At 55.7% G+C, this 14,634-nt stretch carries 14 protein-coding genes; 8 read left to right on the top strand and 6 right to left on the bottom strand.

The features are described 5' to 3' along the window. Positions 1-358: 358 nt before the first annotated feature. Positions 359-943 carry a TetR/AcrR family transcriptional regulator gene (locus tag NIM72_RS02320; RefSeq protein ID WP_253418255.1) on the bottom strand — a complete coding sequence of 195 codons (585 nt, stop codon included), beginning with the start codon at positions 941-943 and terminating at the stop codon, positions 359-361. A 104-nt stretch (positions 944-1,047) separates the two neighbouring features. On the opposite strand from NIM72_RS02320, the gene NIM72_RS02315 reads away from it, so the two are divergent. Further along, the gene (locus NIM72_RS02315) at positions 1,048-1,941 is read left to right on the top strand and encodes an ABC transporter six-transmembrane domain-containing protein (RefSeq protein ID WP_161734564.1); all 894 of its coding nucleotides are present in this window, start codon (positions 1,048-1,050) and stop codon (positions 1,939-1,941) included. A 114-nt stretch (positions 1,942-2,055) separates the two neighbouring features. Here the strand turns inward: NIM72_RS02315 and NIM72_RS02310 are convergent, their stop codons facing one another. Next, the gene (locus NIM72_RS02310; RefSeq protein ID WP_161734566.1) at positions 2,056-2,805 is read right to left on the bottom strand and encodes an NAD(P)-dependent oxidoreductase; all 750 of its coding nucleotides are present in this window, start codon (positions 2,803-2,805) and stop codon (positions 2,056-2,058) included. Between the two features lie 304 nt (positions 2,806-3,109). Here NIM72_RS02310 and NIM72_RS02305 point away from each other — a divergent pair, with 304 nt between their 5' ends. Together NIM72_RS02305 and cspA are read left to right on the top strand one after the other, a co-directional pair. Then, complete coding sequence (locus NIM72_RS02305) at positions 3,110-4,306, top strand: MFS transporter (RefSeq protein WP_161734568.1); 1,197 nt, start codon at positions 3,110-3,112, stop codon at positions 4,304-4,306. 423 nt (positions 4,307-4,729) lie between these two features. Beyond that, positions 4,730-4,942: an RNA chaperone/antiterminator CspA gene (gene cspA / locus NIM72_RS02300; RefSeq protein WP_003855207.1), complete on the top strand. Its 213-nt coding sequence runs from the start codon at positions 4,730-4,732 to the stop codon at positions 4,940-4,942. Positions 4,943-5,124: 182 nt separating this feature from the next. Here cspA and NIM72_RS02295 read toward each other — a convergent pair whose 3' ends face one another. Then, complete coding sequence (locus NIM72_RS02295; RefSeq protein ID WP_161734570.1) at positions 5,125-6,141, bottom strand: lipoate--protein ligase A; 1,017 nt, start codon at positions 6,139-6,141, stop codon at positions 5,125-5,127. Between the two features lie 229 nt (positions 6,142-6,370). Between NIM72_RS02295 and NIM72_RS02290 the strand changes: the two genes are divergently transcribed. The 5 genes from NIM72_RS02290 (at position 6,371) to NIM72_RS02270 (ending at position 11,682) form a co-directional block, all read left to right on the top strand. After that, positions 6,371-7,282 (top strand): DMT family transporter, encoded by a 912-nt coding sequence (locus NIM72_RS02290; RefSeq protein WP_222925858.1) that lies wholly within the window; start codon positions 6,371-6,373, stop codon positions 7,280-7,282. A gap of 145 nt (positions 7,283-7,427) precedes the next feature. Continuing rightward, on the top strand, positions 7,428-8,696 hold the full coding sequence (locus NIM72_RS02285; protein WP_253418252.1) for an MFS transporter: 1,269 nt from the start codon (positions 7,428-7,430) through the stop codon (positions 8,694-8,696). Further along, a complete protein-coding gene (locus NIM72_RS02280; RefSeq protein WP_253418250.1) occupies positions 8,683-9,744 on the top strand; it encodes a sugar phosphate isomerase/epimerase in 1,062 nt (353 codons plus the stop codon). Before NIM72_RS02285 ends, NIM72_RS02280 begins: the two co-directional genes overlap by 14 nt. Positions 9,745-9,812: 68 nt before the next feature. Further along, the gene (locus tag NIM72_RS02275) at positions 9,813-10,793 is read left to right on the top strand and encodes a LacI family DNA-binding transcriptional regulator (RefSeq protein WP_161734578.1); all 981 of its coding nucleotides are present in this window, start codon (positions 9,813-9,815) and stop codon (positions 10,791-10,793) included. A gap of 163 nt (positions 10,794-10,956) precedes the next feature. Next, positions 10,957-11,682 (top strand): pirin family protein, encoded by a 726-nt coding sequence (locus NIM72_RS02270; protein ID WP_161734580.1) that lies wholly within the window; start codon positions 10,957-10,959, stop codon positions 11,680-11,682. A gap of 41 nt (positions 11,683-11,723) precedes the next feature. Here NIM72_RS02270 and NIM72_RS02265 read toward each other — a convergent pair whose 3' ends face one another. From NIM72_RS02265 to NIM72_RS02255, 3 genes are read right to left on the bottom strand one after another with little or no spacing between them, the layout of a single operon-like run. Then, complete coding sequence (locus tag NIM72_RS02265) at positions 11,724-12,545, bottom strand: alpha/beta fold hydrolase (RefSeq protein WP_161734582.1); 822 nt, start codon at positions 12,543-12,545, stop codon at positions 11,724-11,726. 50 nt (positions 12,546-12,595) lie between these two features. Next, positions 12,596-14,224 (bottom strand): MFS transporter, encoded by a 1,629-nt coding sequence (locus tag NIM72_RS02260; RefSeq protein WP_253418247.1) that lies wholly within the window; start codon positions 14,222-14,224, stop codon positions 12,596-12,598. Further along, a complete protein-coding gene (locus NIM72_RS02255; protein ID WP_161734587.1) occupies positions 14,211-14,633 on the bottom strand; it encodes a DoxX family protein in 423 nt (140 codons plus the stop codon). The genes NIM72_RS02260 and NIM72_RS02255 overlap by 14 nt, the downstream gene beginning before the upstream one ends. Position 14,634: the final 1 nt, after the last annotated feature.

The following is a 14,634-nucleotide window of genomic DNA, read 5'->3' as shown; positions in this document are numbered from 1 at the left end:
CTCAATGATTAATTTTATCGTCAGATAACGGATTCTTTGTTATAGGAATCAATCAGTTGGTGGGTTTATGACCGCATGCATTATTGCCGCTACGCTAACGGCTTGCTAATAAATGGCGTAAAAACACCAGCTTACCCGGTTCACAAGGCGCTAAGTCAATGATAATAATCTGTGTAAACAGCTGTTTCCGGTAAAAAACGCTATCAAAAAGGCAGCTTTTCAGACGTAAAAAGCATAAGTCCGCTCAACTGACGAATACGCATTTATAGACGCTTAAAACTGCAGGCTAATTAAAATAATAAACCTTTATTTAACATTTAATTAATATATGGCGAAAGGTAAACCGTATTAACCGGGATTAACGGCATGGCCCCAGGGCAAATTCAACAAACTGGTCGAGGTCTGCCATAGCTTCGCGAGCTTTAGATTCTGAAGGATTGATCGTCAGCAAATCCGCATAGCCGTTCAGCATGGCGCTGATTTGCCTGGCGGTGCGGGGAACATCATCACACCGTAGTGTGCCGTCGGTGACGCCGTCACGGATAATCCCCTCCATTAGTGCCTGCCACACTTCAGTCATCTCTTCAGCCAGTGCAGCATATGCATCATTGTGCGCAGCCATCTGCCAGAAAGAGGCATAGAGCTGCCAGGTGGCATCCGGCGCACTCGGCAGATGGCTTTCAAACAGGGTATGCAGCCGCTGACGCGGTGTGAGCACGGCCAGTGTGTCGGCAAAATTTTCAACATCGACCCGCATAAAGCGTTCCAGCGCTGCCAGGCAGAGTGTCTGCCAGTTGCTGAAGTAGTGGTAAATATGACTGCGTGAAATACCTACCGACTCGGTGAGTTCACGGGTGGTCACTTTTTCGATCCCTTTCTCAATAAACAGCACTATCGCTGCATCCAGGATTTTGGTTCTCAATACCTCAGCCGACTCTTTCATTATTCTCTCTATCATTGCCACGTTGACTTTGAGCAACCGCTCAAATAGACTGCTTTTTGTACTTGAGCAACCGCTCAAGAGTGACGCTATCAGAAAAAGAAACTATGTCTTCCTCAAAAACGATCCTGCCCGTTGCGGCTCCCCGCAGCGCTATTCTGACATTAAAAATGCTTGGCCGCCGCCATAGCCGCAAGCTATTCCTCACGCTGCTGCTGGTGGTGGCGGAAAACGTCATGTATCTGCTTTATCCGCTGCTGGCGGGCTTCGCTATCAACGCCATACTCTCCGGCAGGACCTGGCATGCGGTGCTCTATGCGGCGATGGTCTTTACCATGTGGGCTATCGGCGCAGCGCGGCGCAGTGTCGATACCCGGACTTTTGCCCGCATCTATGCTGAGCTGGCCGTGCCGGTGATTGTGGCACAGCGCAGCGAAAAACAGAGTGCGTCGACGATTGCTGCGCGGGTGGCGTTGTCTCGCGAGTTTGTCGACTTTTTCGAGAAGCATCTGCCGGTGCTGATTACTTCGCTGGCGTCGATGACCGGTGCGGCAGTGATGCTGCTGGCTATCGAGTTCTGGACCGGCGCAGGCTGTCTGGCGATCCTGCTGTTCTTCGCCTGTTTCCTGCCGGGATTTACCCGCAAGAACGATGCGCTGTTTGGCCGTCTTAACAACCGGCTGGAGAAAGAAGTGAGCTTTGTCAGCAACGCGAACGCCGCGTCACTGGGCCGCCACTATGGCGTGCTGGCCAGTCTGCGGATCCGCCTCTCGGATCGGGAAGCGTGCGGTTATCTGGCCATCGGTAGCGTGGCGGCACTGCTGTTTGCGGTCACTATCGCGCTAATGTCGGGCCGTGGCGGCACCAATGCGGGTCATATCTATTCGGTAATGACCTATATGTGGATGTTTGCCATGAGCCTGGATGATGGTCCTCAGTTGCTGGAGAAATATTCACAGCTCAAAGACATTGGCCGGCGGGTGAATACCGGTACGCACTGATTTTGACGATCTCTGCCACATTCCTGAAGCAACCGCCGGACTTTCCGGCGGCTGTTGAGATAAAGCGCCACAACCCGGCAAAACTACGACCGCGTTGACCTCTTTGGTGCAGGATTAATAATCCAGTTCGCCCGGCGTAAATGCCCTGAATGCGTTATCGGACGGCGTATAGCCCAGCACCTCACGCGTCTGCGTCAGATCAAACCGTTTAAAGCGGTTATCGGAAATGCCGTAACCAATAAAGAAAGTGATCTTCTCCGCTTCGACAGCGCCGGTCAGCAGTCTGACGGCATCATCCGGGCTCAGCCAGGCGCTGTAATCCCGTGCAGTGTGCTGGCTATTATCCAGTGCCGGTTCAAACGCCCCGATTCTCAGCGCCACGCAGCTCAGATCGTGCTGGCTGGCGTAGAAAGCGCAAAGTGCTTCCCCATAACATTTGGTGACGCCATACAGATTCGCAGGACAGACAGCCATGCCGGGATGTACCTGAATATCTGTCGGATAACCCTCGATAGTCTGCGCACTGCTGGCAAACACCAGACGACGACAGCGATGATCTGCGGCTGCCTTCAGTAACCAGGTGGTGGAGAGAATGTTTGCGGGCAGTAGATCGTCGAAGCTGGCCTGTGCATCAGGGATACCGGCGAGGTGGATAACGGTATCGACAGGTTCATCTGACAGTAAGTTCTCTGCCGCATCCGGTTGCGATAAATCCGCCGCGATAAACCGATGCGGGGCGGGGATCGCGTAGTCGGGCTGCCGCACATCCGTCAGGATAAAGCGGTAACGATCCTGGCTGGCTGCGAAGAAGGTCCGGCCGATGCGTCCGCTGGCGCCGGTAAGAAGGATCACTCTGGTCGTCATCTGCTGATTCCTGTTCAGTAACCTGTTAAATAAAGACGCGTTAATCGGTCAGTAAAGCAGACATCCCCGATCTAAGCCTGCCTGACCTCTCCGGATTGTGAGCTGGCTTAGCGCGAATCGCGCCAGACCCGCACAGGGGAAGCGTAATCCTGGAACAGCCTTAACTGTGCGTCAGATCACAAAATGGGTTGCTTAGCGCGGCCTCACTTTCTATAGTCAAGCCGCTTCATCCGGACGGGATAACGTTCTGCTTTCTCCCGCCGACTCACGTCAGCTTTTCAGTTCAGGTCATTGGGAATCCATTTTGTTAAGAAAAAATCATAAAACCGACGATGCCGGTTTTGTCCGCTGGGCATTACTCGCTCTGGCACTGGGCGGCTTTGGTATCGGAACCGGTGAGTTCATCATGATGGGCCTGCTGCCCGATGTTTCACGCTCTCTGACGATCACCGAACCGCAGGCGGGCAACGCTATCGCCAGTTACGCGCTGGGTGTGGTGGTGGGCGCACCGTTTATTGCAGTACTGGCAGCGCGGATGGCACGTAAATCGCTGCTGCTGATCCTGATGGCGCTGTTCAGCGTCGGCAATGTCGCCAGTGCGATGGCCGACAGCTATCACGGCCTGCTGGTGGCGCGCTTTCTGACCGGCCTGCCGCACGGGGCTTACTTTGGTGTTGCCTCACTGGTGGCAGCTTCACTGGTCCCGCTTGAACGGCGCGGTCGTGCGCTGGCGTCACTGATGCTGGGACTGACGGTGGCGACCCTGATTGGCGTACCGCTAGGCTCATGGATTGGGCAGCTATTCAGCTGGCACGTGGTGTTCACCTTTGTGGGCGCGGTTGGTCTCCTGACCTGCCTGCTGATTGGTCGCTACGTGCCTTACACGCCAGGCGATGCGGATGCACATCCGCTGCGTGAACTGGGTGCGCTGAAAAACACACAGGTGCTGCTGACCCTGCTGGTGGGCGCGGTAGGCTTTGGCGGCATGTTCGCGATCTTCAGTTATATCGCGCCAACGCTGATTAATATCGCTGGCATCTCTCCTTCGCTGATCCCCTGGGCGATGGTGGCGTTTGGGCTGGGAATGATCATCGGTAATCTGGTGGGGGGCCGTCTGGCTGATGGCCCGGTGCTGAATATTATTGGCTGGACGCTGTTATGGAACGTGCTGGTGATGCTGGCCTTCCCGGTGCTGGTTCAGCATGTGGCCACCGGACTGCTGGCGACCTTCCTGATTGGCACCTGCTCGGTGCTGCTGCCGTCACTGCAGATTCGCCTGATGGATGTCGCCAATGAGTCGCAAACCCTGGCGGCTGCGATGAATCACTCGGCGCTGAACATCGCCAATGCGATGGGCGCGTATCTGGGTGGCCTGACGGTGTCGCTGGGCTATGGCTGGATCTCCACCGCGTGGGTGGGTGTTGCGCTGGGCGTGGCCGGTCTGATGGTGTTTGTAATGACGGCGCGCCATGCTGCGCGTCAGCAGACGCAACTGGCCTGATATAAAAGAAGAGGGCGCAGCGATACCGATTATCGCTGCGCTTAATGTGTACAGCGCCGACGTATAACTTTTCCGCAGTGATTGACCGCAAGGCTTTTTACTGGCTGACCGTTTAATGAAAATTATCATTCTGAAAGCGCGGGAATTTAAAAAGGCTTGAAAAATCAATAATGGCGTTCCGGACGTCTGGATGTTAAAATTAAATTAAAATAATGTTTGCTAAAGTCGTTAAGGGATGGCTTAATGGCGACCTCGGTTTGGAACACAGACCTTATCAAAGCAGTTTTAGTAAAGCAGTCCTCAGTGCAAGCGATATCACAAGATACCCTTATTCATGAGTCTCCTCCTAAAAGCCTGGTAAGTTACCTTCTGAAAGACAGGCCATCTTCGCCACTTAGTGGCTCATAAATTAAGGAATTATCGATGTCTAATAAAATGACTGGTTTAGTAAAATGGTTTGACGCGGGTAAAGGTTTCGGTTTTATCTCTCCTCAGGACGGCAGCAAAGATGTATTCGTACATTTCTCTGCAATCCAGAGCAACGACTATAAAACTCTGGACGAAGGCCAGCAGGTCGAATTCACTATTGAAAACGGCGCTAAAGGTCCTTCAGCGGCAAACGTAGTCCCTATGTAAGCCTCTGTTATCAATAACGCTTACAATCGCGATGACGGCAATAGCCCGAGCAGATAAGCCTGAATTGATAATAAAAAAACCCGCCTTGTGCGGGTTTTTTGCGTTTATGTCTGGCTGAAAACTTTCGCGAAGTTTTTGCCCACAACAGCGTTTCGCGCGGGCCAGTATCAGACTGAGCCTGTTCACCTTAAGCTTGCGATCAGCCATTGCCGCAATTCTGTCAGCTCCGCCTGTTGTGCCGGGAAATCGGCTATCAGCAGATTCAGGACCTGGTCCAGTGCATCGGGCCGGTATGTGACGTTCTGCATCCGCTGAGCCAGCGCTTCGAGCGGCGCGGGATTGAGGCTGTCGCTGAAAATCTGACAGCGGCTGATCACGCCGCGTTCGACATCGAAGTGAATCTCCACACCGCCCCAGATAAAACGCTGGTCCAGCAGATGCGAGAAGGCAGGTGCCTGACCGAAATTCCATGCCCAGCTACTCTGCTTTGCGAACTGCTCAGTGAATCCAGGCAGGTCGGGCAGGGCATCGGGAGAGATCATCTCCGGCTCACACTGCTCGCCGAAATGTGCAAAAAAGGCGTCTGTCACGGCTGAGCAGATAGCCTGATAGCTGATACCGGGCGTTAACTCCGTCAGATTAGCAACCCTGGCGCGCACTGACGTAATCCCTTTAGCCTGCAGTTTCTTCACATCAGGATTAAGGTAATCTGCCAGCCGGGAAAGATCGGCATCCATCAGAATAGTGCCGTGATGAAAACCACGATCCGGCGTTTCACGATACGCAGACCCGGAGATTTTGCGCAGTCCGTCAGCGGTGTTCACCACTAAATCGTTACGGCCGGACGCTTCCGCCGGAACACCCAGCGCGTTCAGTGCGTGCAGGATAATGGCAGTTGAAACGCTTTTATCGTACTCCGGCTTGCCGGCCATAAAGGTAAAACAGCAGTTACCGAGGTCGTGAAACACCGCGCCACCGCCGCTGCTGCGACGCGCCAGACGGATGCCATCTTCCGTCATGCGCCGGGTATTGCACTCTTTCCACGGGTTCTGCGCCCGTCCAATCACCACCGTTTCCGCATTCCGCCACAGGAACAGCACCCGCTGGGTGGCAGGCATCTGCCGGAAAATGCACTCTTCGACCGCCAGATTAAACCAGGGATCATTGGATTCAGATAACAGTAAACGCAGCGTGGACATCAGTAACTCCCGATCCTTATGAGAAGCGGCCCGTAAAGCAGGCAGAACGCAGAGTCTACCAGCACGGACGCGGACTCACATGCCTCTTCATGCCGTGATGCTGCGGCAAAAAAAGATAAAATGCCGTCTGCGGCGCAATCACGGCAGATTGCTGTAGAACATTGTGCCAGTATATTGTCTGAGTCTGCTGATTTTACTGCTTATTTTCCCCGATGAGATTAAAAAACTTATGAACGCGTCCGCTGGCATCGCGATGAAAATCACAGCTGCGTTGAGCTCAACGCTGATGCTGGCCTGTGTAAAAGGGCTGGATGGCGCAATACCGGTCGGCGAAGTGATATTTTTCCGCTCGCTGCTGGCACTGGTTCCACTGCTCATCTGGCTACGCGTTCAGGGCAGCGTGCTGGAGGGCATCCGCACCCGTAATATTCGCGGGCATTTTGTGCGCGGGCTGGCCGGAACCGGTGGTCTCTATTTCAGCTACCTGTCGCTGCTCTATATTTCCCTGACCGACGCTACCGCGATTAACTATGCCGCACCGCTATTTACCGTGCTGCTGGCGGCATTGCTGCTGCGTGAAAAAGTGCGCCACCATCGCTGGGTGGCGGTCTTTACCGGTTTCAGCGGCATTCTGGTGATGTTTTCCGGGCATCTTTCGCTGACGCAGTCGGCAGCATTCTCGCTCTCCGCGTCGGCGGGCATTCTGCTGGCGCTGATGGCAGCCTTCTGTACCGCCTGTGCACTGGTCCAGATTCGGTTTCTTAACGGCAAAGAGAAACCGGGCGCCATCGCCTTCTGGTTCGCCGTCACCACAGCGATAACGTCGCTGGTCACGCTGCCGGGCGGCTGGAAAGTGCCGCACGGTAATCAGGTAGCGCTACTGATAGGATGCGGGCTGCTGGGCGGAATCACGCAGATTCTGATGACCCTGAGCCTGCGGTACGCAGAAGCCTCCCTGCTGGCTCCGTTCGACTACACCACGCTGCTCTGGTCCGTCGCGGTGGGGTATCTGTTGCTGGGTAACCTGCCGACTACCACCACGGTCATCGGTGCGGTTCTGGTGGTGTGCGGCGGCCTCTATTCAGTGCTGTATGAACGCTACCGCTTTCGTAAAGCGCGGGTAGCGGATATTACGACGTGAGCAGAGCACGCATCAGAATGCTGAATAACAAAAGGATAATAACGTACAGTTAACAATTTGTGAGCGCGGCGAAAGAATGAACGGTTGTAATCGATTACTTTTAAATCCGGCATAAAGTAATCGATTACTTATTCGTGAGGTTCTCATGATTGCAACGGTGCAGGAGAGTGAAGGTCAGCGGGTGCAGCATAAGCTGCTGGTGCCGCGTCTTTCACTGATGATGTTTATGCAGTTCTTTATCTGGGGCAGCTGGTCGGTAACGCTGGGGCTGGTGATGACCCGTCACAATATGCCGTTGCTGATTGGGGATGCGTTTTCGGCCGGGCCTATCGCGTCGATTCTCTCACCGTTTGTGCTCGGTATGCTGGTGGATCGCTTCTTTCCCTCGCAGAAAGTGATGGCCGTCATGAATCTGGCGGGCGCAGCGATTCTCTGGTTCGTGCCGCAGGCACTGATCGCAGAGAACGGCGCGTTGCTGATCGCCCTGTTATTTGGCTATACGCTCTGCTTTATGCCGACGCTGGCGCTCTCGAATAACATCGCCTTTCACAGTCTCGCCAGCAGTGAGAAGAGTTTCCCCATCGTCAGGGTCTTCGGCACTATCGGCTGGATCGTGGCGGGGATCTTTATCGGCGTGACCGGCATTGCAGACAGCGTGGCGGTGTTCCAGCTGGCGGCACTCTGTTCAGTCCTGCTGGCCATTTATAGCCTGACGTTGCCTCACACACCGGCACCGGCTAAAGGTTTACCGTTAAAAGTCCGCGATCTCTTCTGCGCCGACGCCTTCGCCTTGCTGCGGCTGCGGCATTTCATGGTCTTTGCACTGTGTGCCACCCTGATCTCCATTCCACTTGGCACCTACTACGCGTTTACTGCTTCCTGGCTGGCGGATGCCGGTATCCGCGAAGTCAGCACGCTAATGTCACTGGGGCAGATGTCTGAAATTGCCTTCATGCTGATCATCCCGCTGCTATTTCGTCGCCTGGGTGTGAAGTACATGCTGCTGATTGGGATGACGGCGTGGTTTGTCCGCTATGCCCTGTTTGCGCTGGGCATGAGTGATGAGACGCGCACGCTGATCTACCTCGGCATTCTGCTACATGGCATCTGCTATGACTTCTTCTTCGTGGTGGGCTTCATCTATACCGATCGGATTGCCGGTGAAAAGGTAAAAGGGCAGGCGCAGAGCATGGTGGTGATGTTCACCTACGGCATCGGCATGCTGCTGGGATCGCAAATCTCTGGCGCGCTCTACAACCATCTGGTTGCAGGTAACGTCAGCGCGCAGAGCTGGGCACTCTTCTGGTGGATCCCCGCCGTTGCCGCCGCGCTGATCGCGATTATTTTCTTCTTCTCGTTTAAATATCGTGATGAGGCGGTAGCAAAAACAGGAGTTACTAATGAAAACAGTTAAGGGACCGGGCATCTTCCTGTCGCAGTTCATCACCTCGCAGCCGCCATTTAATTCCCTGGCGGGTCTGGCGGAGTGGGCCGCCGCGCTGGGATACCGGGCGCTGCAGATCCCCTGTCACCAGCCCGCTATTTTCGACCTTGAGCAGGCAGCGGTCAGCCAGACCTATTGCGATGAGGTACGGGGATTGCTGGCCGGTTTTGGGCTGGAGATCAGCGAGCTGTCTACCCATCTCGAAGGGCAACTGGTTGCCGTTAACCCGGCCTATGACATGGCTTTTGATAATTTTGCCCCAGCGGCATTGCGCGGCGATCCCGTCCGGCGCACTGACTGGGCTATCGCCACCCTGAAAAAGGCGGCCGCGGCCTCTGAGAAGTTAGGTTTGCGCGCCCACGCCACCTTTTCCGGCTCACTCGCCTGGCCCTGGTTCTATCCCTGGCCGCCGCATCATGAAGCGCTGTTTGATGAGGCGTTTGCTGAGCTGGCAAGGCGCTGGCTACCGGTGATGGATGTATTTGACCAGCATGGCATTGACCTCTGCTATGAGATTCATCCCGGCGAAGACCTGCATGACGGTGTTACGTTTGAGCGTTTTCTGGCGGAGGTGAATCACCATCCGCGCTGCAATATTCTGTTCGACCCCAGCCATCTGCTGTTGCAACACATCGACTATCTGCAGTTTATCGACCTCTACCATCCGCGTATCAAAGCCTTTCACGTTAAGGATGCTGAATATCAGCTTAACGGACGCAGCGGCGTCTATGGCGGTTATCAGCCCTGGCTGGCACGGACCGGACGCTTTCGCTCGCCGGGCGATGGCCAGATCGACTTTGGTCGTATTTTCAGCAAGCTGGCACAGTATGACTATGATGGCTGGGCGGTGCTGGAGTGGGAGTGCTGCCTGAAAGAGGGCGAAACCGGGGCGCGTGAAGGTGCAGAGTTTATCCGTCGCCATATTATTCCCGTGGCTGACCGCGCGTTTGATGATTTTGCTTTAGCAGAGAACGCCCCATCGATACGCCACCAGCTGGGGCTGGAGCGCGACGTCTGAGGTGGCCATGTGGATTCAGCGGATGAGCGGTGAGTCGGCTTTACACGCATTAAAACAGAAGGATCGTTATGTCTGTTCAGAAAATCGCCCGGATGGCGGGTGTTTCAGTTGCTACGGTTTCCCGGGTGTTGAATAACAGCGACAGCGTAAAACCAGCTAATCGCCAGAAAGTCCTGGCGGCCATCGAAGAAAGCCATTATCAGCCTAACCTGCTGGCACGCCAGCTACGCACGGCGCGCAGCGCGATGATTCTGGTGCTGGTTTCAGATATCTCCAACCCGTTCTGCGCCGAAGTGGTTAAAGGCATAGAGGCGCACGCCGAGAAAAATGGCTATCGCATCCTGCTGTGCAACTCGGGCGCGGAGATAGAACGTTCGCGATCCAGTCTGCAACTACTTTCCGGCAAAATGGTGGATGGCATCATTACGATGGATGCCTTCAGCAAGCTGCCGGAGCTGAGCCAGCTGATAGGCGCGGCCCCCTGGGTTCAGTGTGCCGAACATGATGACACCGGGCAGGTCTCCTGCGTCGGTATTGATGATGACGTCGCTGCGCAGTCAGTGGTGCAGTTCCTTGCGGCACGGGGACGGCAGCGCATCGCGTTAATTAATCACGACCTCCGCTATCGATATGCCCGACTGCGTCAGCAGGGTTATACCCGCCAGATCAAAGAACAGCACCTGACCTGGGAGGCGATTGCCTACGCCAGCGAGTTAAGCTTCAGCGCCGGAAAAGCGGCGATGGAGCAGTTGCTGGCGGACAAAACCATTCCTGATGCGGTGTTTGCCGTGTCTGATACGCTTGCCGCTGGCGCCATGACGGCAATTCAGCAGGCGGGGTTGCGGATACCTGACGATATCGGCGTAGTAGGGTTTGACGGCAGCGAACTGGCTGAAATGGTATCGCCGCCACTGACCACCCTGGCGCAACCCTCAAAGGAAATAGGTCGCCGGGCCTGTGAACTGGTGTTGCAGAAAATCACCCGGCCCGATGCGCCTTCACAATGTGTGATCATGCAGGGTGAGCTGGTGGTGCGGTGCAGCAGCTGAAAGCATGACCCGCCAGCCTTTTCCCAATTTAACGACGCCTCTATTGTCCACTAAAAAGCGACAGTGATTGCCCGTTCACACCATTGTGTGACTCTCTTGTTTACTTATATGCTGTTTCCATCGAAGGGCATTCGCACTTCCCGAATCAACGAAGGGGCAGAATATGATTGAGCAAAGATTGTCAGAGCAACGCGGTGTGGGCGATCACGGCTGGCTGAATTCACGTCACACCTTCTCTTTTGCAAACTACTGGGACCCAAAACAGGCGGGCTTCTCTGATCTGCTGGTGATCAACGATGATCGCGTCGCTAAAGGGCGTGGTTTTGGTGCTCATCCGCACAGCAACATGGAGATTATCTCTTATGTGCTGGAAGGCGCGCTGGAGCACAAAGACTCAATGGGCACCGGCTCGGTGATTGTTCCCGGCGACGTGCAGTTGATGAGTGCGGGCAGTGGTGTGACCCACAGTGAGTTTAACCACTCTGGTACTGAGGGCGTGCATTTCCTGCAGATTTGGGTAGTTCCTGCTGAGAAGAACACGCCGCCAGGCTACCAGCAGATCTCCGTCACCGAAGCGGATAAACGCGGTAATTTGCGACTGATTATTTCGCCGGAAGGTGAAAACGGGGCATTACGGGTACGCCAGGATATTCGCATCTATGCGGGACTGTTCCAGGGCGATGAGCAGCAGACGATCACGCTGCCGGACGACCGCTATGCGTATATTCATGTGGCGCGCGGCAGTGTCAGGGTAAATGGCCTGCAATTTAATGCCGGAGACGGTGCGCGGGTTCGCAATGAGAAAACGCTGTCGTTCAGTCACGGTGAAGGAGCGGAGGTGTTGTTATTCGATCTGCGTCCCAACGAAGTGAATCATCCAACCCGTTAAAATGAAAACTGCGCGGCTTTCACCGCGCAGTTTTTTTTGCATCACTGCGCGTTAAGAAACGCCAGCAGATCCTGGTTCAGTTGATCCTGATGCGTCACCGCGAAACCATGCGGCGCATTGTCATAAACCTTGAGTTCAGCACCCTCAATCATCTCCGCCGCCACTTTGCCGGTGGATTCAAACGGCACGATCTGGTCGTTGCTGCCATGGATCACCAGCGTTGGCACATTGACTTTCGCTACGTCGGCACGGAAATCGGTTTCCGCAAACGCGGTAACGCAGTCCACGGTACTTTTTAGCGAAGCCAGCAACGCGATATTCAGCGTCTGCGTCATCACGCCATCTGAAACAGTCTGCCCGGCGTTGGTGCCGTAGAACGGCGTAGCGAACTCTTTGATAAACTGCGCGCGATCTTTGAGCAGGCCATCACGAATCCCCTCGAATACCGACATATCGACACCCTGCGGGTAGTCTGCCGTTTTGCCAAAGATAGGCGTAACGGCACCGAGCAGCACCAGCGCCGCGACGCGATCGCTGCCGTAGCTGCCGATGTAGCGCGTAACGTCGCCGCCACCCATGGAGAAGCCCACCAGCGTCACGTTCTGCAGGTCAAGATGGGTGATCAAATCGTTAATATCTGAAGCAAAGGTATCGTAGTTATTGCCGGTCCAGGGCTGGTCAGAGCGGCCAAAGCCACGACGGTCAAACGCAATCACCCGATAGCCGTTATCGGCCAGGAATTTCATCTGGCTGTCCCACATGTCGGCATCCAGCGGCCAGCCGTGGCTGAATAATACAGGCTTACCGGTTCCCCAGTCCTTGAAGTAAATCTGTGTGCCGTCGGTCGTTTTAAAAGTGCTCATAGTATTGCCCTCTGTATGACGTGATAGATGAGAAGTTGGTACTGCGCCAGTTACACTGGCGCCACCAGATAGCGTACCTCGGGTGAGCGCTCGCCCTGATGAAAAGCGAAAACCCGCCGCTCTATTTTTTTGTCGTTGATGGTGTAGCGCTCTTTCTGACGCAGATGTTCGACCCAGGAACCGACCACAAACGTTTCAACGAAAATGCCGGGCTGCAGAATATCTTCATACAGTGACCAGTTGATGGCGCCACCGCGGCGTCTGACCCGCCGCATATCCTGCATGCAGACTGTAAAAGCATGTACATCATCAATAGTAATCCGGTATTCGTAATTCACCATAACCGGCCCGCGTTCGTGACGAATATCCAGCGCAGGCGCATTGACGCCGTCACCAATCATATCGAGATTGAGATCGGGATCCTGATCGAGCCGCCAGCGCCAGACGGTACTGCTGGCCAGTACCATGCCCAGCGCGGCGATGCAGAGCGACAGCGGAATGCCGAAGTGCGAGGCGAGCTGTCCCCAGAGGGCGCTGCCTGCGGTCATCGAACCAAAGAACACCGTCAGATAAACCGCCAGCGCACGCGCTTTCACCCACTTCGCGGCGCTGCGCTGTGCGCCAAGATTCAGCGTCGACAGCACCGCGATCCAGGCAAAGCCGGTGAAGAACTCAAACGCATTCAGCAGCCAGAAGTGCCGCACAAAGGCCAGCGCCAGCATAGTCAGGGCAAAGATCAGACTGGCAAGCACCATCAGGCGATCGGAACTCAGGCGACGACGCAGACGCGGCAGCAGGACGGCGCCGGTTATCGCGCCGACACCGATGCAGGCCAGCATAATGCCGTAGCCGCCAGGGCCGAGGCCGAGTTCACGACGCGCCACCAATGGCAGCAAAGCCCAGCCTGCGCTGCCAAACAGGAAGAACGCGAAGGTCCGCACAAGCACGTTACGCAACACTGGTGCCGCATGCACATAGCGCAGACCGGCACGCACCGCCGGGAAGAAGTGCTCGGGCGGGAGGCGCTGCACGCTGGGTTCTGCTTTCCAGCGCCAGAGCACCCAGGTCACGCCCAGCACGGACAACGCATTGAGCAGGAAAACCATCCAGGGCCCGGTGAATGAGAGGATCAGGCCGCCCAGCGCCGGACCGATGGCGCGACTGATATTAATGCCGAGCGAGTTAAGGGCAATGGCTGGACCCAGTTCCTGTTTAGTCACCAGATCCGGCACGATCGCCTGGAAGGGCGGCGAACTCATGGCGGCACCCGCGCTCAGCAAAAAGGCAGCGCCCAGCAGTACTTCAGGGGTTACATGGCCGGTCCAGGCCAGCACCGTCAGCCCGGCCGCGGCGATAAAGGTCCAGAGCTGGGAAAACAGCAGATATTTGCGGCGGTCAACGATATCCGCCATTACGCCTGAGGGCAGCGCGAACAGAAACATCGGCAGGCTGCTGGCCGCCTGCACCAGCGCCACGGCCAGCGGGTCGGCACTCAGCGTCAGCATGCTCCAGTTCACACCCACATCGTTCATCCATGGACCGATATTGGAGACGACGGTGGCGATCCACAGCATGCGGAACACCGGCTGACGCAGCGGCTGTAGCGGTGAAACCTCACCCGTGGGCGTTGCCGCAGGCTGTTCCTGCTCGAGCTGGTGGATATCATTAACCTGTGCCATGACGAACCCCCTGATGTTTCACCGCGCCGATTCGCCAGCCGCCAGGCCCGGTCAGCGCCAGCGTGGTAAAGATAATGAGCAGCAGCCAGCCGAACTGGCCTTCCGCCAGTGACCAGCCAGGGTGTACCACCAGCATCGCGACCAGTAGCACCGCGATGATCGGCAGGCAGGCAATCCGGCTACCCCAGCCGAGAATAATAAAGATCGGGCAGATGACTTCTGCCACTATCGCTGGCAGCAGGCTCATCATCGGTCCCAGACCAAACGGGTCTTCTATACGCGTCAGTTCTTCGCTGAAATGCAGAATTTTCGGCAGCCCATGCACCTGCAACAGCAGCAGGCTGCCGGTCAGGCGCAGGAAGAACAGCCCCGCATTGATACGGGGCGACAGATCCCTAGCGTTATTCATG

The organism is Pantoea sp. B550 (assembly GCF_024158165.1).
Taxonomy (GTDB): Bacteria; Pseudomonadota; Gammaproteobacteria; order Enterobacterales; family Enterobacteriaceae; genus Pantoea; species Pantoea alfalfae.
This window is presented reverse-complemented; position numbering and strand designations above follow the sequence as displayed.